General features: G+C 37.9%; 20 protein-coding genes, 1 tRNA gene and 1 pseudogene. 3 read left to right on the top strand and 19 right to left on the bottom strand.

All coding sequences use genetic code 11. From position 1 onward, the window contains the following. Positions 1-29: 29 nt before the first annotated feature. The 3 genes from udk to Q0947_RS00400 are packed head-to-tail and all read right to left on the bottom strand — an operon-like array spanning position 30 to position 2,201. On the bottom strand, positions 30-638 hold the full coding sequence (gene udk / locus Q0947_RS00410) for a uridine kinase (RefSeq protein ID WP_299390013.1): 609 nt from the start codon (positions 636-638) through the stop codon (positions 30-32). 49 nt (positions 639-687) lie between these two features. Beyond that, positions 688-1,095 (bottom strand): cytochrome c, encoded by a 408-nt coding sequence (locus Q0947_RS00405; RefSeq protein WP_299390010.1) that lies wholly within the window; start codon positions 1,093-1,095, stop codon positions 688-690. Next, the gene (locus tag Q0947_RS00400) at positions 1,095-2,201 is read right to left on the bottom strand and encodes a PQQ-dependent sugar dehydrogenase (protein WP_299390006.1); all 1,107 of its coding nucleotides are present in this window, start codon (positions 2,199-2,201) and stop codon (positions 1,095-1,097) included. Before Q0947_RS00400 ends, Q0947_RS00405 begins: the two co-directional genes overlap by 1 nt. A gap of 108 nt (positions 2,202-2,309) precedes the next feature. On the opposite strand from Q0947_RS00400, the gene Q0947_RS00395 reads away from it, so the two are divergent. From Q0947_RS00395 to Q0947_RS00385, 3 genes are all read left to right on the top strand, one after another. Then, a tRNA-Pro gene (locus tag Q0947_RS00395) sits at positions 2,310-2,384 on the top strand. Between the two features lie 254 nt (positions 2,385-2,638). Beyond that, positions 2,639-3,904, top strand: coding sequence for a site-specific integrase (locus Q0947_RS00390; RefSeq protein ID WP_025743357.1), 1,266 nt, complete (start codon positions 2,639-2,641; stop codon positions 3,902-3,904). A gap of 21 nt (positions 3,905-3,925) precedes the next feature. Continuing rightward, positions 3,926-4,447: an ORF6N domain-containing protein gene (locus Q0947_RS00385; RefSeq protein WP_025743358.1), complete on the top strand. Its 522-nt coding sequence runs from the start codon at positions 3,926-3,928 to the stop codon at positions 4,445-4,447. A 53-nt stretch (positions 4,448-4,500) separates the two neighbouring features. Here Q0947_RS00385 and Q0947_RS00380 read toward each other — a convergent pair whose 3' ends face one another. From Q0947_RS00380 to Q0947_RS00305, 16 genes and pseudogenes are all read right to left on the bottom strand, one after another. Next, positions 4,501-5,367 (bottom strand): cation diffusion facilitator family transporter, encoded by an 867-nt coding sequence (locus Q0947_RS00380; RefSeq protein WP_025743359.1) that lies wholly within the window; start codon positions 5,365-5,367, stop codon positions 4,501-4,503. Positions 5,368-5,451: 84 nt separating this feature from the next. Continuing rightward, on the bottom strand, positions 5,452-6,252 hold the full coding sequence (locus Q0947_RS00375; RefSeq protein WP_027126729.1) for a DUF4138 domain-containing protein: 801 nt from the start codon (positions 6,250-6,252) through the stop codon (positions 5,452-5,454). A 13-nt stretch (positions 6,253-6,265) separates the two neighbouring features. Then, a pseudogene (gene traM / locus Q0947_RS00370) lies at positions 6,266-6,679 on the bottom strand (conjugative transposon protein TraM); the annotation flags it as partial. A gap of 11 nt (positions 6,680-6,690) precedes the next feature. Continuing rightward, positions 6,691-7,188 carry an RteC domain-containing protein gene (locus Q0947_RS00365; RefSeq protein WP_299389996.1) on the bottom strand — a complete coding sequence of 166 codons (498 nt, stop codon included), beginning with the start codon at positions 7,186-7,188 and terminating at the stop codon, positions 6,691-6,693. Positions 7,189-7,694: 506 nt separating this feature from the next. Continuing rightward, a complete protein-coding gene (locus Q0947_RS00360; RefSeq protein ID WP_076547101.1) occupies positions 7,695-9,653 on the bottom strand; it encodes a heavy metal translocating P-type ATPase in 1,959 nt (652 codons plus the stop codon). A gap of 33 nt (positions 9,654-9,686) precedes the next feature. After that, positions 9,687-10,229: a hypothetical protein gene (locus Q0947_RS00355; RefSeq protein ID WP_027126741.1), complete on the bottom strand. Its 543-nt coding sequence runs from the start codon at positions 10,227-10,229 to the stop codon at positions 9,687-9,689. 462 nt (positions 10,230-10,691) lie between these two features. Continuing rightward, entirely contained in the window at positions 10,692-11,051 is a 360-nt protein-coding gene (locus Q0947_RS00350) for an STAS/SEC14 domain-containing protein (RefSeq protein ID WP_027126742.1), read from the bottom strand. A gap of 23 nt (positions 11,052-11,074) precedes the next feature. Continuing rightward, positions 11,075-11,251 (bottom strand): hypothetical protein, encoded by a 177-nt coding sequence (locus tag Q0947_RS00345; RefSeq protein WP_164674149.1) that lies wholly within the window; start codon positions 11,249-11,251, stop codon positions 11,075-11,077. Positions 11,252-11,260: 9 nt separating this feature from the next. Next, positions 11,261-12,577, bottom strand: a complete 1,317-nt coding sequence (locus Q0947_RS00340; RefSeq protein WP_027126743.1) for an amino acid permease — start codon at positions 12,575-12,577, stop codon at positions 11,261-11,263. Between the two features lie 80 nt (positions 12,578-12,657). Further along, complete coding sequence (locus Q0947_RS00335) at positions 12,658-13,092, bottom strand: transcriptional repressor (RefSeq protein WP_026753622.1); 435 nt, start codon at positions 13,090-13,092, stop codon at positions 12,658-12,660. 36 nt (positions 13,093-13,128) lie between these two features. After that, positions 13,129-15,636: a heavy metal translocating P-type ATPase gene (locus Q0947_RS00330; RefSeq protein ID WP_044403645.1), complete on the bottom strand. Its 2,508-nt coding sequence runs from the start codon at positions 15,634-15,636 to the stop codon at positions 13,129-13,131. 9 nt (positions 15,637-15,645) lie between these two features. Beyond that, positions 15,646-15,993 carry an STAS/SEC14 domain-containing protein gene (locus Q0947_RS00325; RefSeq protein ID WP_028281653.1) on the bottom strand — a complete coding sequence of 116 codons (348 nt, stop codon included), beginning with the start codon at positions 15,991-15,993 and terminating at the stop codon, positions 15,646-15,648. A 50-nt stretch (positions 15,994-16,043) separates the two neighbouring features. After that, positions 16,044-16,460, bottom strand: a complete 417-nt coding sequence (locus Q0947_RS00320; protein ID WP_026775391.1) for a transcriptional repressor — start codon at positions 16,458-16,460, stop codon at positions 16,044-16,046. 16 nt (positions 16,461-16,476) lie between these two features. Further along, on the bottom strand, positions 16,477-16,815 hold the full coding sequence (locus Q0947_RS00315; RefSeq protein ID WP_026775392.1) for a P-II family nitrogen regulator: 339 nt from the start codon (positions 16,813-16,815) through the stop codon (positions 16,477-16,479). Positions 16,816-17,011: 196 nt separating this feature from the next. Further along, on the bottom strand, positions 17,012-18,268 hold the full coding sequence (locus tag Q0947_RS00310; RefSeq protein ID WP_026775393.1) for an efflux RND transporter periplasmic adaptor subunit: 1,257 nt from the start codon (positions 18,266-18,268) through the stop codon (positions 17,012-17,014). Between the two features lie 16 nt (positions 18,269-18,284). Then, the gene (locus Q0947_RS00305) at positions 18,285-22,700 is read right to left on the bottom strand and encodes a CusA/CzcA family heavy metal efflux RND transporter (RefSeq protein WP_299389961.1); all 4,416 of its coding nucleotides are present in this window, start codon (positions 22,698-22,700) and stop codon (positions 18,285-18,287) included. Between the last annotated feature and the right edge of the window lie 53 nt (positions 22,701-22,753).

The raw sequence follows: 22,753 nt of genomic DNA, 5'->3' as shown, positions 1-22,753 counted from the left end.
ACTTCAGGTATTTAGTTTTGATTTTCAACTTATACTAAGCGTTGGTTAATGATACTTTTAACGATATCTACTGCTACGGTGTTGTACTTATTATTTGGGATGATAAGGTCTGCGTATTCCTTCATCGGCTCAATAAATTGTTGGTGCATTGGTTTTAGCGTATTTTGATAACGCGCCAATACCTCATCTAAATCGCGTCCTCGTTCAGAGATATCACGTTTTAAACGTCTAATTAAGCGTTCGTCACTATCTGCATGCACAAATATTTTAATGTCGAACATGTCGCGCAATTCCGGATTGGTCAGAATCAAAATCCCCTCAACAATCATCACTTTACGTGGATGTGTCAAGATGGTATCTCCTGTTCTGTTGTGCTTAATGAACGAATAAACAGGTTGGTGGACATCCTTACCTTCCTTTAAATCTTTTAAATGACTTTCCAACAGCTCAAAATCGATAGATCGTGGATGGTCAAAATTAATTTTTACACGTTCTTCAAAGCTTAAATGTGTGGTATCCTTATAATAGGAATCTTGAGAAATAACACCTACTTCACCTTCAGGCAGTTCTTTTAAAATTTGATTGACAACGGTAGTTTTGCCACATCCTGTACCTCCAGCTATTCCTATAATCAGCATCTTTTAATTTTTAAATTTCAGGGCAAATTTAACCAATTATTAAGAACTACTACGGCTCAATTTTAGAAACTTCTGAGGGTGTAACTATTTTCCCGTCGTCATTTCCCCACGAATTTAAAACATAATTCATAACGTCAGCAACTTCATTATCAGAAAGTCCTAAAGCCGCCATACTGCTATTATAAACAACACCATTAACAGTAATTTCTCCAGACAATCCGTATTTAACCGCTTTGATACTTTCTTGACGTTTTTTCATTAAATAATCAGCTTTCGCCAAAGGCGGAAACGCTTTGGGAATACCCTCTCCGTTTGGCATGTGGCAGTTCATACAGAAATTCTCATAAACTACTGCACCTCTTGCCATGCTCTCTTTTAATTCTGGGGTTTGCTTTGGTGTGGTATTACAAGAAAATAACACACTTAAAAATACAATTATAGCTATCATTGTTTTCATTATTTTTTAGGTAACAACTTTACAATGCCTTTATTTTCAATGCCTACATAAATGTAACCATCAGGCCCTTGATTAATTGATCTAACACGCCCTAACCCATCTAAAAGGCGCTCTTCCTTTTCCACTTTCCCATCTTTCAACACCACTTTATCCACATACATAAACTTTAACGAACCTACCAATAAATCGCCCTTCCAACCCGGATAAATATCACTAGTAATAAAGGCCATACCACTCGGTGCAATAGAAGGATCCCAATAATGCAGCGGTTGTTCCATGCCCTCTTTTTCAGTAATATCAGTGAATTTAGTGCCAACATAGTTGATACCATAACTGATGACTGGCCACCCATAATTGGCGCCTTTTTTTATAATATTTATTTCATCCCCGCCTCTTGGGCCATGCTCATGAGTCCAAATGGCACCGGTTTCAGGATGCAGAACCATTCCTTGCGGATTACGGTGCCCGTAGGAATAAATTGCTTTTTTGGCATTAGCCTCATTCACAAAAGGGTTATCATTAGGAATCGACCCATCATCATTTAAGCGATACACTTTACCACCATCTCTTGTTATATCCTGCGGATTCACATCCCGATCGCCTCTTTCGCCAATGGTAAAATACAAATAACCATCCCTATCAAAAACTATTCGTGAACCAAAATGTTGTCCTTTAGTTGTATTTGGAGTGGCTTTATAAAGTAGTTCCTTATTAATAAGTGTATTGTTCTCGAGTTTTGCACGCATCAATGCCGTATTCCCACCATCGCCTTCCCCTTCGGAAGATGCGTAGGTGATGTAGATCCACCCGTTTTCTTTATAATTTGGATGAAGGGCTATATCCAATAATCCGCCCTGACCTCTATTATATACTTCCGGGACACCTTCTATGAATGTTTTCTGGCCCTCTTTAAAATGAATGATTTTACCTTCCTTTTCATTGATCAACATGGAATTGTCAGGCAAAAACACAAATCCCCAGGGATTAGTCAATTCCGAAACAACCAATTCATAATCATGATTGGTATTCACAGGATTTTTATCTTGGGCACATGAACTGAGACCAACAAAAGCCATTATTATGGCGACGTAATTTTTGATTTTCATACAGTTAGAGATTAATCTATAAATTTAGAAATAAAATTTGTTACAATTTAAAGAAAAACCATATATTTGCACCTCGATTTCCAGGAGTCGAGACAAAGATAACCACTTCGGGGTGTAGCGTAGCCCGGTTATCGCGCCGCGTTTGGGACGCGGAGGTCGCAGGTTCGAATCCTGCCACCCCGACAAATTATAGTATCAATCTATAACAAAAACCTGTTAATCGTATGATTTTCAGGTTTTTCTGTTTTTAAGAATATCATAAGAATTGATATGTTTTGATTAAAAATGTCAACAAATCGGATAACAAATTAAAATTTCAAAAAGTGTTGACCAGATTTATGACCAACGGTCTGCTAATCAATAAATAAATGTATCTTTATAAGTGATTTGACTTTCGTCTGATAACAACGAATTATTGTTAACTAAAAGACGAAATAATGAAAACATCTACCACCTTCAGTATTTTGTTCTGGGCGGACTTCTCCAGGGCAAAAAATGACCAAGCATCTATTTACGCAAGAATTACGGTAAATGGCAAGCGAGCTACCATCAGTCTAAAACGAAAAGTTTTAGTGTCTGATTGGGATGTCCATAAAAACAGAGCTCGGGGAACAAATCAGAAATCAAGAATTCTAAACAGTTATTTAGATGAAACTTACAATCATCTGTTTAAATGTTATCGCGATTTAATGAATGAGCATAAATTGATTACCGCACAGGTCGTTAAGGCTCGATATTTCGGTAATGACGAAAATAATCGTTCCATTACAGATATTATCAATTACCATAATGAAGATATGGTAAACAAATTAAAGTGGGGAACACAAAAAAATTATTACACTACACAGAGTTATATCTCCAAATTTTTATCGAAATCCTATAAGACCACAGACCTTTATTTACGGGAACTTGATTATCACTTTATCATAAAGTTTGAGAAATATCTCCGGGACTACATACCAGAAGACCATCAAAAGCCAATGGGCAACAATACCGTAATGAAGCATATCGAGCGTTTTAGAAAGATGATAAATTTATCGTTTAAATTGGGTTGGATTCAACGCGACCCATTTATCAATTTCAAATCTAAATTCATTAAAAACGAAAGAGGCTTTTTAAGTCTCGAAGAGCTTCAAGAGATAGAAAATAAACAATTTAGCATTCCAAGATTGGAATTGGTAAAGGATTTGTTTGTTTTTAGTTGCTATACCAGTTTAAGTTATATCGATGTCATCCATTTAACTGCGGATAATATCTGTATTGGCATCGATGGCGAACTTTGGATTTATTACAAACGGGAAAAGACGACAAAGCCCATACGAATACCTTTGTTGCCAAAGGCGATGCAAATTGTTGAAAAATACAAGAGCAACCGTAAATCAATATCACAAGGAAGTATATTTCCTAAAATCTCAAATCAAAAACTAAATTCTTATTTAAAGGAAATTGCTGATGTTTGTGGTATTAAAAAGAACCTTACTTTCCACATTGCCCGACATACATTTGCTACAACGGTTACATTAAGTAATGGTATGCCCATTGAGACGGTTTCAAAATTGTTGGGTCACTCCCGAATATCTACAACCCAAATTTATGCTAAAGTCATTGAACGTAAAGTAAGTGATGATATGCAAAAATTAAGGGCTCAATTCAATGAGATAGAAAATGAATCTATCTCTAAAGTGGTTTCTCAAAATTCATAATTCCAGTTAATTAAAAATACAATGGAACTATCTATAATAAAAAATAAAATCCATAATATTCAAGGAAACAAAGTTATTCTTGATTTTGACCTTGCTGAACTCTATGAAGTAGAAACTAGAGTACTAAAACAAGCGGTTAGACGTAATCTTAAACGTTTCCCCGATGATTTTATGTTTCAGCTTTCAAAAGATGAGTGGAAAGAGGTTATCACAAATTGTGACAACCTTCCAGAGAACATTAAATTTAGTCCTGCCACTCCGTTTGCCTTTACCGAACAGGGCGTGGCAATGCTTTCTAGCGTACTTAACAGCGACAAGGCCATTGACGTAAATATATCTATTATGCGTGCATTTGTAGCGTTACGGCAGCATCTTACAGATTATAGCAACCTTAAAGAACATATAGCCCAACTTGAAAAAGAAATGAATATCAAATTTAAGGACATTCATCAGGCTTTGAATTATTTACTGCAAAAGGACAAGGTACAGATTGAACAGCATAACAGGGAACGAATTGGTTTTAAAACGGATAGGAAAGATTAGTAACTTTTCTTTGCTTATCAGAATAGACAATTTTTATGAATATATTGCTTTTATTAATTCGGTTCAATATGAATTAGTATGTGTCCTAAATTCGGTATTTCTTTTTGTAAATGGTCTTTTAACTTATGAGCAATGTCGTGACCAGATTTTACCGAAATTTCATTATTCACAATTGCGTGTAAATCCACGTGGAATTTCATTCCGGATTTTCTAATAAAACATTTCTCTGTTCCTAAAACACCTTGAACTTCTGTTGATTTTTCTCTAATTTCAATTATCAGTTCGTCATAAAGTTGTTCGTCCATAACTTCTCCTAAAGCTGGACGTAATATTAAATAACTATTATATAAAATGAATCCAGAAGCGAATAAGGCAGCCCAATCATCTGCTGTTTCATAACCTTTTCCATATATGATTGCTATCGAAATACCGATAAAGGCCATTACCGAAGTTATGGCATCACTTCTATGATGCCAAGCATCTGCTTTTAATGATGAACTATTTGTTTGTTTACTTTTTTTAATTACAATTTGAAATGAGATTTCTTTCCAAGCTATTATTAGACCTAGCACAATCAAAGTCCAAGATTTCGGGATTTTATGAGGTGTTTGAATGTTTTGAATACTTTCATAGGCGATTATTGTGGCAGAAACAACAAGGAATGTAACAACTCCAAAGGTAATTAATGGCTCAATTTTGCCGTGTCCATAGGGATGATTTTCGTCCGCTGGTCGTTTTGCATATTTAAAACCTAATAAAACTAAAAATGAAGCAAAAATATCCGTTGTCGATTCAATCGCATCTGCAATTAAAGCATAAGAATTTCCAAAAAATCCCGCAAGTCCTTTAATTAAGGCTAAAGCAGTATTCCCAATTATGCTGAAATAAGTTGTTCGTATTGCGGTTTGTTCGTTATTCATTCTAATTTTAGTTGTCAATAAATTTGTTATATTTATAACAAAGATACTTTTTTAATCACAAAAAAAAGAGGTGATAAACACCTCTTAAATTTTGGTTTCCAAAATCATTTTTCTGCTCCCTTTTAGCTCCTTCAGCTCCAGCATTAACTTTTCGTTGTCGCCTAAAACAAACTTTGGAACTACATACACAAAGCATTGACTTTCTCCATCAGTAATGGAATATGGCATTTTGTGTTTGTAAATAACTTCTTGTTGTAATCTTTGGTAAGAGGCTTTACGCTTTTTGTTTCCGTTGGTTCTATAAACTTTAATGTAGTCAATTTCAAAATCGATTCCAGACCTGTTCTTGACCTCTATAACCAAATACACTTCAGAAGCATCATACGCTATTTTTTGTAATTGGACTTTAATTCCTTTTTTGCGTTTGGTTTCAATACGCTCAAAGTTGGATTTTAATAAATACTCGCTGAATTTTTGAAAATGTGTTATTCTATTTGCATATTCGTTCAACGGTTTAACTTCTGGCTTCTGCTTAATCTTTTCCGGAAGTTCACTGCCAATGCTTTCATTTTCATTGATAAAATAATTCAGTTCTGGAAGTTTTTCAGAATATTTCAAAATATAAGAATAAACGCGACCATCACTTGTAACGGTCAATAGGTTGCTTTCTGTTCCAGGCTTCGCCTGTAACAAACCGAAATACTGCTCTTTCTCACGATTATAGGTGAATACAAAATTGGAAGCTCCTGTAATTCCTTGTCGAATAGGGTTTGGAAAAAACAGGGCAACGTTTTTCTGGTCGTTGGCGTAAATAGTGTCAAGGGGTTGCTGTGCTGAAATTGACATTGAACAAATCAATAACAGTAATGTGATATATGTTTTCATAAGAGTGAGTTTATTAATTGCCCATTATGGGCTTTCCTTGATATTTTGTTTTAGGAAGTCTTAAAATGAGTTTGTAATTATCGGTTATCGTAACCTTTACGTTTTTATGGTTACGTTGGAATATTTTCTTGAAACCGCTTACTTGCGGAACACCAGTAATATTAATGTCGTCCACCATATCGCCAACAATTTCATTGGTAACTTCTGCTCTAAAACTGTTTTCAACATAAATGCCTTCGCTACCATCCTGAAAATCATAGGCTTTCAATTTTACTGGTTGATGATTGATATTCTCAATGTCTATGATGGTGCGATTGGGTTTAAAATTGACAAATCCATAAATAGGCGTATTCTTGGAATAGCGTTGTCCATAAATGGTAGCATCTTTTATCAACCGCATTTGTAAGCGATAATTGGTTTTAACTGTTTGTGTGCCATCTAAATTGAGGCCACGGTACTATCGTGGCTTGTTGCAAATTCTTCATCAACAAAAAAGTGAAATGAGTCTGGGAACAACCGAATATCTGCCTTGCCTCTTAAAAAATATTGCTCATCAAATACAGTAGCTTCCCTGCGGTAATAATGGTAAAAATCAAGATTGTCGTTAAAGTAGGTTTGAAGTTTCTCAATATAATTGTTCAAATACTTTACTTGCGATTTATTGCTTCCCCTGGGTCTTTTACTTTCAATGTTAAATAATTTTACGTAATAAATAAGTTTGCTATAAATTTTTGGTTTAGTACATTTAAAGAAATGAATTTCCTCTAATTTGGTTTCAAATTCATAATCAACTACGATACTTCTAACTGATTTAAGGGTCTGTTTTGCAAGTTTAATCCCTTTTTCAGCTTTGAGTAAAATATCTTGTTCTTCTATTTCAAGAATATCTAATTTATTGTCTAATTTTTTTAATATATCGTCGTAATTTGTCGTCATTCATTCTGGGTATCATTATTTTCACTTAATCTTCTGCAATAACGTTGCATTTAAAATTGTAATTAATTAAATAGATATAAAGTACTTTAGGAATTGCAAGAACAGTACAAAGAAGATTAACACAATAACAACGATTAGAATACTAATCCAAATTATTTTATCTTTTTTGGTAATACTATTTTTTACAGAGGGTACTTTATTGCTTTTTTTATTTCGTCTATTCCGTCTATTTTCCGACATAGAATATCATTTTTACTATATATCAATCATTTCCACTTCAATTTTTGTAGCCACACAAACCACTTGGAATATTTTATTATCTTAATTCATTAATGCTTATGAATATTTCCTTTTAGCACAAAAAAATAAAGCAGAAATGCGGCTATTACCATAAGGATTATCATAAGAATACCTTTGACCTTATCTCTTTTTGTGATGTCGGTATTCGATGATTTCCGATTTTTTTTGTTTCTTCTATTTCTTCTTTTTTGAGACATTCTTTTATACTATTTCCAATTCATCTTCTGTAATCGAACCGCATTCAGAATGGCTAACAAGGCCACGCCTACATCGGCAAAAACTGCTTCCCACATCGTTGCCAGACCACCTGCGCCCAAAACCAAAACCACTGCTTTTACACCAAAGGCCAACCCAATATTCTGCCAAACGATGCGTCTTGTAGAACGTCCTATTTTTATGGCTCTAGCTATTTTACTTGGTTGGTCTGTTTGGATGATTACATCTGCGGTCTCTATCGCCACATCGCTGCCCAAACCACCCATTGCAATGCCAACATCGCTCGCTGCCAAAACCGGTGCATCGTTGATGCCATCGCCTATAAAGGCTACTTTAGTATTAAATTGTTTTTTCAAATGCTCAACTTCGTTGAGCTTATCTTCTGGTAACAAACCGCCTTTTGCAGTATCAATACCCATTTCTTTTGCCACTTGTTGGGTTATGGAATCCTTATCGCCGGAAAGCATTATGATTTTGGAAATTCCAGATTCTCTAATTTGTTTGATGGCTTCGTGGGCATCTTCTTTCAATTCGTCTGCAATGATGACATAGCCAGCGAATTTACCATCAATGGAAACCATTACGATGGATTCTACAATGTTGTCGGTTTCAGATGGAACTTCGATATTATTTGAAGTCATCAATGCTTTGTTGCCTACCAAGACCGTTTTGCCATTTACTTTGCCTTTTAATCCTTTACCCGCGACTTCGGTTACTTCTTTTGCCTGAAAATCTTCGCCATCGGCTTTATATTCCATTATGGCCTTGGCAATGGGATGGGTGGATTGTTCTTCCATTGCCATTAGGTATTTCATAAATTCGGGTTCATCCCAATCAATGGTTTTTATTTCCTTGATTTTGAAAACACCTTTGGTCACGGTTCCGGTTTTGTCCATTACCACTGTGGTTATCCTTGTCATTTCATCTAAAAAAGATGCTCCCTTAAAGAGAATTCCATTTTTTGAAGCTGCTCCCAATCCACCAAAATAACCCAACGGAATAGAGATAACCAAGGCACACGGACAGGAAATTACCAAGAATATCAATGCTCTATATAACCAATCGTTAAACACATAATCATCCACAAAAAAGTAGGGCAAAAATGTTAATCCAATCGCCAAGAATACCACAATAGGTGTATAGATTCTTGCAAATTTTCTAATGAACAATTCGGTTTTTGATTTACGAGCCGTGGCATTCTGGACCATATCAAGGATTCGGGCAATGGAACTGTCTTTAAATTCCTTGGTGGTTTCGATTTCAATAACGCCATCAAGGTTGATGCTTCCTGCAAATACTTTTTCTCCTTTTGCAATGGTGTCAGGTTTGCTTTCGCCCGTTAATGCTGCGGTATTGAACGAGCCTTTTTCGGACAATAAAATACCATCCAAAGGAATTTTTTCGCCCACACGGACTTGCACTTTTTCGCCAATAGCAACGATTTCGGGATTTACAGAAACATAATTGTTGTTCCTATAGACCAAGGCTTCATTAGGTCTTACATCTAGTAATGCCTTGATGCTTCTCTTGGCTCTTTTAACGGCGGCACTTTGGAACAATTCGCCTACCGCATAAAACAACATTACTGCCACACCTTCGGGATATTCGCCAATGGCGAATGCACCTATGGTTGCGATGGACATCAATAAAAACTCGGTAAAGAAATCGCCATTTTTGATGCTGTTCCAACCTTCCTTTATCACAGGAAAACCTACTGGAAGATATGCGACTGCATACCAGACAATACGTATCCAATCTTTAAAAAAAGCTACGTCAAAATAATCCATCGCAATACCAATAATCAGCATTACAAAGCTGAAAATTGCTGGTACATAAATTTTAAATTTCCCTATACTTTCCGGACTGCTATGGTTGTGGCCATCATTGCGCTTGTGATTATCGGATGAAGTTTTATTTAAATCTCTTAAATTCAGTTTCTTTTTTTTCATTTATATCAATTATAATTTTATTTAAATTCACAGTCATTCCAATCTCAACACCAATTGGGCAAACTGCACCTCTATGGTATCATCGATACCCTCTATTAAGGAATCCAAACCAGTATTTGAAACCAATAATTGTCCGGTTGCACTTATCAGGCAGGACATACTTACTCCTTGTTCTATATGGGTAATGGTTGCTTTAAATTGTGATTTAAAGGATTTCCCTTGATAAGTAACATCTATCAGCCAATTAAAGTTGATAGGGTCGTGCCGTTTTGATAAAAAATCCTGTGATGGAATAGTGCCAGTAAACCGAAGTATTAAAGGGTCTTCCCGCTGTTCTAAAAGGGCATTGATTTTAGGACTATATGTTGATAAAGTCTTAAGGTCGAGTACACCATTGACCACTTTGGAATCATAATCAAGATATAGTGCCAATTTATGGCTTTCTGCCTTGATGGGTTTATCATCAACCAAAGTCATCATCATAATATGACCTTCTTCAGTTGTATAAACTTTTTGGGCATTTACCTTATAATAACTAACCAACAAGATTATTAAAAAACAATGTTTAATATTCATAATGCGCATCTTTACTTGTATAATTTAAAAAAGCAGCTTCTACTTTTGCTTTTAATACTATTAATCATTTTGCTTTAAAAAGCATCATAAAAGCTGCCTGCTATTAATTAAGTTTTCACTTAACTTATTTAAATAAAAAATTTCGCTCATTCCTATAACGATTTACCGCTACTTGTTATCTATATCCTTTTCTCGTTTACCGAAATAATAAATTAGCGCAACACTTGCACCTAATAAGCCAAACAGAGTGTTCTCAAAAATTTGATTCCCATTGTTGATATTTAAAATTTCAATGAAATTATTTATTAAATATTGCCATCAATTGATTTCGTAATTCTGGCTGCTAAACGTGAAAATTGTTATCCCAAAAGGTTGAAGGATAAAAACACCTATGGCAAACCCAATTAAAATGGTAATAAGAATGCTTTTTTTATTCATCGTCTGTCTTTTACGGAAGTAAGCTTACTGGCTCTCAATCCAATTTTTGGCATCTTCCTTTTGGTCTATATTGAAATACTTAATATCGGCATTGGTAAAAGGCTTCATAAATTGGGTTATCCAATTCTGCCATTTTTTATCTCCTACCATTGCTATTTTTTCATAGTCCGTGGCGTGGGCTGTGTCCATTTTTAGGTCTTCCCATAAACCAGGTAAATCCCAACCTGTAAAGTTGACCATCTCAAAATACCACCGGACTTTCATTCCTTTGTCCAGTATGGCGTGGATAAGTGGATGGATTTTTTCTATATCTTCTTTTCTCAATTTGCCCGAAGCTTTTGTTGCAACAATATTTTTTTCTTTTAATTCGATTATCTGTAACATTTTATATAGTTTTTAATTAATAATTATCCTTCTAAATCGTAAAACCATTCTTCCGCCCTTATGATGCCTTCTGATAAAGCTTCTTTTGCTGAAATATCTTTTTTTTCAATTAGTTCTTTTGCTATGGACAGGGCTTTTTCTCGTACAATAGGATTTAAGGTATCTAGGTCAGTTTTAAAATCTTCAAACATCCAGTCCATAGCTTCATTTTAATGGTTAAAAAGTTCCTTTTCTTTTTCAGGGTCTATTTCATCTTTTGACTTTTTGTCCAAAAAATAATCAAGCACAATACCCACGATAACAGCACCTACGAACGCTGAATAAACCTGCCAATTAAATTGGATTATCAATGATAGACTTATAAGTATCGCCAAAATGGGTAAAATCGGCACTCGTCCTATAGCCAAAGGAACTTTAAATGGTCGTTCTTGCTCTGGTGCTTTAAACCGAAGCACGATAAGTGCGACATTTACGGCAACAAAAACAAGTAAAGCGCCTAAAGAAGACATACCTGCTACAATCTTAATATCGCCCAACAATAAAAATCCCGCAACTGCTGCCATAACTACAATAGTAGTAACCCACGGTACTTTCTGTGCATTGGTTTTGGTCATAAACTTTGGAAGTTCTCCGACACTGGCCATTCCAAAAAGCAGCCTACTTATGGATATGATACCACTAAAAGCAGCATTAGCCGTAGCAAAAAGTGCAGCGATAGCCAATACCACAGGCAACCAATTGTTGAGATTGGAAGCTGCAAGAGAAAGTGGCGAATCCACGTTTGCCAAAGCGGAAGGGTCTGCAATATTCAAAACCGTAAAAGCAATAAATAAATAAATTATTGTAGTTATTACCATAGTCATTAAAAATGCACGGGGAATTGTTTTCCCTGGGTTCTTAACTTCCGAACCCAAAGCTGCCATATGTTCAAAACCAGTATAGATAAAGAACAGTGTAGCTGTGGCCGCCAAAGTTCCAGAAATCGATTCAATTTTAAAAAATTCTGCTTTGGGTGGACCAGTTTCCAAAAGTCCAAATACTATCAATAATAACAATCCCAAAAGTTGAATGCTGACCATAATAATATTTGCTGTCGACGATTTTGTGATGCCTGTAATACTAATTAATGACAACACCAATAAAATGCCATAACTTATTAGAAGAGAGGGCATATTAAAAAACGTATTGAAATACCCCGAAAAGGCAAGTAACACGGCTGCAATGGTGGCCGAACTATGAAACGCAATCGTCCAACCCGTGAGAAAAGACGGAATATCAATTTTTGGAAATGCCTTGCGTACAAAAATAAATTCCGCACCAGCATTGGGATAGGTAGAGGACAACTCTGCATAGGACATTGCAGAGACACTAGCCGCAATTGCTGCAAAAATAAAACTCAACCAAAGGTCTGTGCCCGCTTGTCCAGCAGCTGCACCAATCACGGTATAGATTCCTGCACCCACAATCGTGCCAACGCCATAAAAGGTAAGTCGAAGCGTACCCAAAGATTTTTTTAGTTCTGCCATATTTTTTAGTTAAAGAGGGTGGAAAAAACCTGAACTGGACCATTGGGCGCAAAGGTTCAAGGTTCAAGTACTCCCACCTGTTATTTTTTCCTGCATTTTTCACATATTCCTTTCAATACAAGGTTCACATCGTTCACTTCATAATCGTCTGGCAAGCTCTCTTCCGATATTTTATTTGGTAAACAGATTGTTTTCCTACAATCGGTACAATGAAAGTGCATATGTAAATCTGTACCGTATTTACCTTTGGCGTTTTCATCAGAAATCGCATATTTTGCCACTCCGACCCCATCATTAATCTGATGAATCAACCCTTTATCCTCAAAAATCTTGAGATTGCGATAAAAGGTCGTTCTGTTTGCTGTTTTATTGGTTTCGCTCTTTTGAACAAAGGCCTTTTTCAAATCGGAAAAGGACACGGCACTTTGTTTCCTTTTTAGGAACTTGTATATCTTCGACCTCATTTTAGTAGGTCGAATCCCGTGATATGATAGTATCTTTTCCGTTTTGGTCATTTTAACCTTTTCAAAAGCAACCCTTTTTTATTAAATTTATTTTTTATAAGCCAAAAGCCTTAACGCATTAAAAACCACAAGTAACGTTGAGCCTTCGTGGATGACCACTGCAATACCGATATTGGCCCAACCCATAATGGTCGATGGTATGAGCAATGCCACAATACCGAGGCTTACCCAAAGGTTTTGCTTAATAATGGTTTTTGCCTTCCTGCTCAAACCTATGGCAAAGGGCAGGGTTTCCAGTTTATCGGCCATTAGGGCAATGTCAGCTGTTTCCAATGCTACATCACTGCCCGCAGCACCCATTGCGATTCCTACGGTGCTGTTTGCCATTGCAGGGGCATCGTTCACACCGTCGCCTACCATTGCGACTTTGGATTCCTGTTCTTTTAATTTTTTAATGGCATCAACCTTTTCCTCTGGCAACAGGCTTCCCCAGGCATCGGTCAACCCAATTTCTTTAGCAACGGCATCGGCAACCTTTTGATTATCCCCGGTTAGCATTATCATCCGTTTGATGCCGATTTCCTTTAATTTTTTCAGTGTTTCCTTGGCCGCTTCCCGTGGGGTATCCATCAGGGCGATGATACCGATATATTCTTTGTTCCTTCTTATGAGCATTGTGGTATTTCCACCACCTTCAAGTTCTTTTACTTTATTCGATATTTCTTCGGGTGGTTTTGCTTCATCGAGGTCTTCGTACAAGTCAAGGTTTCCAATATAGATTTTATCCTTGCCCAAAGAAGCTTTGATACCTTTTCCAAGAACAGCTTCCAAATCGGTCGCATCGGGTATTGAAGTGCCTTCCAGACGTTCTTTTCCATCCCTTACAACGGCTTTTGCCAAAGGGTGGTCGCTCAAATTTTCAACAGCTACGGCTATTTTTATAAGTTCATTTTCTTCTATATCCCCAAGTGGAACAACTTGGGTAAGTTTAGGCTTTCCTTCGGTAAGCGTGCCTGTTTTGTCAAAAGCAAGGGCGGTCAATTCGCCCAAGTCTTCCAGAGGTCGCCCACCTTTAATAAGTACACCGCCCCGTGCTGCCCGTGCCACACCGCTCAATACGGCGCTTGGTGTTGAAATGGCCAATGCACAGGGACTTGCTGCGACCAATACCGCCATCGCCCTATAAAAGCTGGCACTAAATGGCTCGTCGATGACCAAAAAGGCAAAGAGTAGGATACCCACCAATATCAGTACGGATGGTACAAAGTATTTTTCAAACTTGTCGGTCAACAGTTGGGTTGGGGATTTCTGGGTCTGTGCCTCGTTGACCAATTTGACCAGTCGGGACAGCGTAGAGTCTTTGGCTTCTTTGATTACCTTTATTTCCAGCGTGTTATTACCGTTGATAGTTCCGGCGAACACGCGGTTTTCATCATTTATATCATCATCTGCGGAATAGTCCCTGCTCGTATCTTCCACGGGAATTTTGTCCACGGGTACACTTTCCCCGGTAATAGGTGCCTGGTTGACGCTGCTTTTTCCATTGACCACGACGCCATCTGCGGATATTTTACTATTGGGCTTGACCACTATAATATCGCCAATACTCAATTCCTCAATTCCAACTTCTTCGGTCTTGCCATCTTTTTTGAGCAATGCCGTTTTTGGTGCTAAATCTGCCAGTGCCGCAATGGACTTTCGGGCCTTTTCCATTGCATAATGTTCAAGGGCGTGACCCAAACTAAACAGGAACAGCAACAAGGCACCTTCTGCCCATTCTCCCAAAATGGCTGCCCCAATGGCTGCAACAAGCATTAAGAAGTCAATTTCAAAACCGCCTTTGGCGACGGTCTGTACTGCTTCCTTGGCCGTAAAGAAACCACCGAAAAAGTAAGCACCAATATATAAAGTAAGACTGACCCAATCTGGGATGGATTCTACATAGGAAAGTCCGAAACCTATTCCGAGAAGTGCCCCACAGATAATGGAAAAAATGAGCTCCGTATTTTTACCGAAAATACCACCGTGGGCGTGATCTTCTCCTTCATCGTGGGTCTCGCCCTCTGTGGAAGTTTGTTCTTTAGTATCTTCCTTCTTTGAACGCTCCTGTTTTTTGGATGCTTTGGTGTAATCATTTTCGTTTGAAGAACTCCGCTGAATCTGAAGCTCTTCTTTTTCAATTTGTTTACTTATTTCATCAAAATTCGTTTGCTTTTTATCAAATTCAAGTCGTACCATTCCAGAGCCTGAAACGGAAACTTCCAAAACTCCATTGATTGTCAAAAGGCTTTTCTCTATGGAACGAGCCTGCCTTGTGTGTCTGATTCCTTTAACTTCAATGAGCAAATGCCCGTATTTTTCGGTAATCTCGGCACCAGTACTTTCGGCGAGGGATTGAATGCGGTCAATGGAAATGATATCTGGGTCATAATGAAAACAGAGCTGCGGCACATCATCTCCGTTTGCATCGGCAATGTGCACTTTTTCGATGCCCTCTTTAGCTTGTAGTTTTTGAATAAGCCTTTCAACACAAGAATCTTTTTCGTTAGGAACTTGCGGAAGGATGACCGGTATTTTTAGTTGTAGTTTTTCCATTTTTTATTTTTATTTTATCCACTCTTTGGCATCGTCTTTTTCTTCGGTCTTATAAAATTTTATATGAGCTTCTGAAAAAGGAAGCAATACCTCGGTAAATTGCTCCTGCCATTTAACGCTACCCACCAAAGCAACACGCTTTAAATGCTTTTCATTCGGAAGGTCTAATTCAATTCCCTTCCAATGTGCCTCTGCTGTCCAACCTTCAAAATTTTCCATCTCGATGTACCAGAAAACTTCCGGATGGGCAGTTATATGTTCTGTTAAGACTGGTATCAAGTTTTCATAATCCTTGGCATCCAGCTTTTTCTCTGCCACCATATATACAGTAGCTTCTTTTTTATAGATTGACATCATTACTCACTATTTATAAATGATAATTAAATTTAAAAACCAAACGTTTAATCCTAATTGCCACTGCATTTTTCGCAAATGCCCTTTACCACCAAGTTGATATCCTCGGTAATATAACCATCAGGTAAGTTGATGTGAGGGATTTTATGCTCTGTTAAACAGACCGTTTCATTACAATTGTTGCAATGAAAGTGCAAATGAAGGTCGTTGCCGACCTCGCATTCACAATTTTCTTCGCAAAGGGCGTATTTTATAACTCCCGTACCATCCTCGATTTGATGCACAATACCTTTTTCTTCAAACGCTTTCATAGTCCTAAATAGGGTACTTCTTTCACTGACCTTAAAATCCTTTTCCAAGTCGCCAAGGCTGATGGCCACATTCAACTCTGCCAACCGCTTATATGTCATAAGGCGCATAGCTGTAGGTCGTATTCCTTTGCTTTCTAAAAATTGAACTATTTTTTCCATTTGTTTAAAAAGAGATTTACAGGTCGTGCCGTTTTAAGGAATCTCCTGTTTTAATCTGAAAGGCATCTTCAATATTTGCTATATAAATAATACCATCTCCAGGCCCGTCGGTTTTGGCGTTGGCTATAATTGTTTCAATGGCCGCTTGGGCTTCCTCATTTTGACAGACCAATTCCAATTTTACCACAGGACTATCTGTTACGTGAAAATCTAGCGACGGTCTTGCACCTTTTGCCTTGAATGCGCCCGTGCCTTCTGCTTGTGAAAGGGTCATACTTTCAAATCCATTGTCAGAAAGTGCTTCAATGACTCTTTGGATTCGGTTTGGTTTTATAAATGCTTTTATTTCTTTCATCTGTTGATATTTATTTGTTTTTTAATGGTCATATGTAATTCCCCAATCAACATTGTGGTTGGTATCCACATTGTTATAGCTCATTTCATATTTTTAAATTTTTAATCGATTTTGAACCGAGCCTGTTTTTTAATTTTTAACTAACTAATTAAGACGATAAACAAACTCGGAATCAAAATCTTTGATTGTTATTGAATTAATGTCCGTGTTCCAGTTCGCCCTTGACCATTTCCGAAGACAGGTTATAAGCTCCGTTTATCACGACTTTGGCATCCTTTGAAACTTCGGCAGGCAGGTTGACTTCAACAAAGCCTAAATCAGTAATACCAACCGTTACGGGTATCATTTTAAATTTCATTTTGTCCGCTTCCATTTCTTCATCTTCATCCAAAATAAAAATAAAGGATTGCTCGCCTTCTTTTATAATGGCAGCTTCCGGTACGGCAAAACCCTTTTTCTCGCCTTGCACTATTCGCCCTTCCACATACATACCCGGCAATAGGTTTTTATCCTTGTTTTCAATATCTGCCAGAACTTCCAAAGCTTTTGGGTCTGTATTGAAGGTTTTACCAACAGACCGAACGGTTGCTTTAAGCAGTTCATCTGGACGAGAGGCCGTGGAAAAATATATCTGTTGCCCTTGCTTGATTTGCTTTATGTCCTTCTCATATACTTTGAAGTTGACATAAATTTTTGAGTTGTCGCTTATCGAGAACATTTTGGATTGTTGTGCCACGTAATCGCCAAGGCTAATCATTACTTCATCCACATACCCACTTATAGGCGAGGTAATGGGAACAGCGGAATATATCTGTCCTTCCGCCACTTTGTCCGGGTTAATGCTCAACAGTCTCAATTGGGACCGCAAACCATTGACGCTGGATGTTGTAGAACGAAATTTTGACTGTGCCATTTGAAATTCCTTGCCAGAAGAAACACCTTTATCATAAAGAGTCTGCTTGCGCTCAAAATCCTGTTTCAAAAAGACCAATTCATCATTTTTTTCCTGATAATCTTGTTGCATTGCAATGATATCAGGGTGTTCTATATATGCCAACACCTGTCCTTTGCTTACGTTATCTCCGGGTATTACTTTTATGGAACTCACATTTCCACCAACAAAAGGACTTATGTTCGCCTTGTCCTGTGGGAAAAGTTCCAGCGTTCCTGTTACCTTAATGTTGTTCCCTAAATTGCGTTCCTCCAAAAGTTTCATTTCCAAACCTATGGTTTCGGCCTGTTGCTTTGTGAGTTCCACAACGCCTTCTTCCTCGCTGTGACCTTCTTCTTCTCCTTCACTGTGGCCTTCCTCGCCGTGTGCATCTTCTCCAGCTTCATTGGTTTTTGATACGCCTTCGGCTTCGTTATGCCCAAGTTCAGATTTTGGGGCATCATTACAACTCATAAACATAAGTGTAAATAATACGGTACTTACTAATAGTATATTCTTCATTTCTCTTTTTTTAAGGTTATAAATTGCCCAATTGATATTGCATATCAATGGTCTGCTGGTTAAACTGATTGATGTATTGTAAATGGTTTTGTTTAATGCGGATGGCACTATTGAGAATCGTGATGTAATTGACGTAATCTATTTCGCCTTCTTTAGATGCCAATTGTGCGGTGGTAATTTGTTCTTCTGCCAAGAGTAGTGCGCCTTCTTCGTAATATTGCAAAATCTTCTTTGTTTTTTCAAGGGATTTGGTCAATTGCGACACACGACTTTCCGTGACCGCCTTTTGTTCCAAATATTGATTCTCTGCTACCATTGCGTCTGCCTTGGCTGCCTTGACCCTCGACTTCTGGGGAAAAAACCATAACGGAATGCTAATACCTGCCTGATAGGTGTTGAAGCCTGACACTTCATCCACAACCTGTCTGCCATACGATAAGCTGAATTTCGGTAGGAATTGTGATTTCTCAACGCCCACGTTTGCTTTACTTACTTCGGCATTTTGCAAGGCATATTGCAACATTGGGTTATTCGCTACCGAAGTGGAATCTAATGTCGCCATAAAATCCAATGTTTTGTATGGTTCACTAATCGTTTCAATGGATTCATCCGTTCCCAAATATTGTTTTAAGGCACGTTTGGCTATTTCAATATCATCAAAGGCTTGTTGCCTTAATACTTGAATCTGTTGAAATTCGGAAGAGGCTGAAATAAATTCCAATTTGCCTGTTTCTCCCGTATCATACCGAAGTTGGGCAGCGGTCTTAAAATTGGCATAAATACTGTCCAGTTGGTCTGCAAAGCGCAACTGCGCCTTATAATAATTTATTTGGTCATACGCTTGCATCACATTACGCACCAATTGTTGTTCACTGGCCACATAAAACTTTTCTCCCAAGGCAATACGCTCTTTGTAAAACTTCGATTTTGAAAAACCGGAAAGCAAATCAATGTTGCCCTGTTGCACACCAACGGTTGTCTGCACTCCAGGAAGATTATTTCCATATTCTTCTTTGCCCGTGAAAACTTGAGTGCTACCAAGGTCAAAACTCGTTCCCTTTAGTGCCTTTTCCCGTTCAATAAATGCTTGGCTCTCTTTAAGTGATGGATAATTCTGTTTAGCCATAGCAATAGCCTCATCAATGGTCAAGGTCTTTGGGATTGTACCATCTTGATTGGTGTCTTGGGCAAATGAAGTACCAGAAGCCATCAAACCTCCAACCATCAATAATACGGTTACAATATTGGTTGATTTTTTAATATAACTTACATCTCCACCATTGTCCTTCTTTTCTTTTCGGGATTCCAGCCAATAATAAAGAATAGGAATAACCACCAAGGTCAGAAATGTTGCCGTAAGCATTCCTCCAATGACTACTGTCGCCAAAGGTCGCTGTACTTCTGCACCACCAGAGGTAGAAATCGCCATTGGGATAAAACCCATAATTGTTGTAATGGCTGTTAATAAAATTGGACGTAAACGTTCGTGCGTTGCTTCGTATATACGTTTTTTTAAATCTGTCATTCCACTGTCTTTTAATTCATTGAATTTGTTTATGAGTATGAGTCCGTTTAATACGGCAACTCCGAAGAGCACGATAAACCCGACTCCGGCAGAAATACTGAAAGGCATTCCACGAATCAACAAAACGAAAACACCACCAATGGTCGCCAAAGGCACTGCCATATAGATCATCAAGGCCTGTGTAACTGAATTTAAAGCAAAGTAAAGCAGAACAAATATTGTTAATAGAACGATTGGAACTACAATCATCAATCGGTCTGAAGCACGTTGAAGGTTTTCGAAAGAACCTCCGTAGGTTACAAAATAACCTGGTGGCAGTTTCACGTCCGTTTCCAATTTTTGTTGAATTTCCTCGACCATCGATTTTACATCGCGCCCACGAACATTGACCCCTACCGAAATACGACGGGAGGTATTGTCCCTTGAAATCTGCATCGGACCTGGCTTATAGCTGATATCTGCAACCTCCTTTAAAGGTACTTGTGCACCGTTTGGCAGGTCTATGAAAAGGTTTTTTAAGCTATTGATGTCTTGTCGATATTCCTCTGCCAAACGAATGACCACATCGAATCGTTTTTCCCCTTCAAAAATGACTCCTGCCTGTTCTCCAGAAAATGAAGCACTTACATAATCATTCAGCTTGTCAACGGTTACACCGTATTGTGCCATTTTTGCCCGGTTATACACCACTGTCATTTGTGGCAAACCGCTTGTAGCTTCTACATTGAGGTCAGCCGCTCCGGGAACGGTTCTGATGACCGCTGCGATTTCCTGTACCTTGTCTGCCAAAACGCCTAAATCTTCTCCGTACAGTTTGATTGCCACGTCCTCACGAACCCCTGTAAGCAATTCATTAAAACGAAGTTCTACAGGTTGGGTAAACACGAAATTTACGCCGGGAACTACTGAAATTTTTTCCTGTATTTTTTCTATCAGTTCTTCTTTACTATCTGCGGAAGTCCATTTACTCTTATCTTTTTCAAGAATAATATAACTATCGGCAATATCCATAGGCATCGGGTCTGTCGGTATTTCGGCCACACCAATCCTAGAAACTACTGTTTTTACTTCCGGAAACTCATTGATTAACTTCTGAAGTTTCTCTGAAGCCTCAATAGATTCTGTAAGACTGCTCCCCGGTTTTATCAATGCTTGAAATGCAATATCGCCTTCATCAAATTTAGGGACAAATTCTGCTCCCATATTGCTGAAAATAAATCCTGAAATCAAAAGCAAGGAAACCGTGCCTATAACCACACCTGCCCGAAAGCGAAGTGCAAAATTTAATATAGGCAGATAGATACGATTCAGAACATCCATAATTTTATCACTGAACCTATCAATCTTGTTTTCAAACTTGGCGAACCAACTATTTTGATTTTTAGCAGGTTTTAAAAATAATGATGACATCATTGGCACGTAGGTAAGACAAAGGATAATCGCTCCTAAAACGGCAAAACCAAATGTAAATGCCATTGGCCGGAACATTTTCCCTTCCACACCGGTCAAAAAAAGAATCGGTGTAAAAACTATAAGAACAATTAGTTGACCGAAGAAGGCAGAATTCATCATTTTACTTGAAGAATCATAGGCGATTTCATCCATTTCAGCTTGGTTGATGGCGGTTGTGGATTTTTTCATCCGTTGATGAATGTGGAAAACCGCTCCTTCCACGATAATCACCGCTCCATCTACAATAATTCCAAAATCGATCGCACCCAAGGACATTAAATTTGCCCAAATGCCAAATTGTTTCATCAAAATAAATGCAAATAATAGACATAAAGGGATTATCGAAGCTGCTATCAAGCCACCACGGAAGCTTCCCAAAAGTAAGACCAAAACAAATATGACGATTAGGGCTCCTTCTATTAGATTGTTTTTAACGGTACTTGTGGTTGCCTCAATAAGTTCACTTCGGCTTAAAAAAGCATCAATATAAACACCTTCCGGCAGGGATTTTTGAATTTCTACAATACGCTTTTCCACATTTTCAATCACGTCGCCTGGGCTTTCGCCTTTCAGCATTAAAATTTGTCCACCAACAGTTTCGTGTCCATCTTGGGTAAACGCACCATAACGCACTTGATTACCATAGCCTACTTTTTCCGCGACATCACGTATTAAAACCGGGCTTCCATTTTGTGTGGTTACAACCGTGTTTTCCAAATCGGCAATACTTCGTGCCAGCCCTTCGCCACGGATAAAATTGGCTTGGTGGTTTTTTTCAATGTAAGCACCACCAGTATTGGCATTGTTGACTTTCAAGGCTTCAAAGACCTGATTCATTGTAATACCGAAACTTTTCAGCTTATTAGGATTTATTGCAACTTCATACTGTTTTACATAACCTCCAAAAGCATTGACCTCGACCACTCCGGGGACTAATGCCATTTGACGTTTTACAATCCAATCTTGGATGGTACGAAGCTCCATTGCATCGTACTTATCTTCGTAGCCCTCTTTTAATTTTAAGGTGTATTGGTAGATTTCGCCAAGCCCTGTAGTTATTGGTGCCATAAATGGCGTGCCGAAGCCTTCGGGGATTTCTCCAGCAACTTCGGTTAATTTCTCTTGTACCAATTGCCGGGGAAGATATGTGCCTGCCTCGTCCTTAAATACAATGGTAACCACGGACAGCCCAAAACGAGACACCGAACGCAGCTCAATAACATCAGGAAGATTGGCCATTGCCAATTCTACCGGATAGGTAACAAATTGCTCAATATCTTCAGTACCTAAATTTGGGGCAACTGTAATAACCTGTACTTGGTTGTTGGTAATATCGGGTACAGAACCCAGATTTATAGTGGCCATAGACCAAATGCCCGTACCTACAAGTGCCACTATAAAGAGCCCAATAATAAACTTGTTATTAATGGAAAATGAAATGATTTTGTTAATCATAGAAAAAGTATTAATTCAGTTTAAACCTCGCAATGCAATTAGATGCAATGCGT

Source organism: uncultured Gelidibacter sp., assembly GCF_947500795.1.
Lineage (GTDB): Bacteria > Bacteroidota > Bacteroidia > Flavobacteriales > Flavobacteriaceae > Gelidibacter.
Note: the sequence above shows the minus strand (reverse complement) of the source record. Positions and strands in the feature narration are given on the sequence as shown.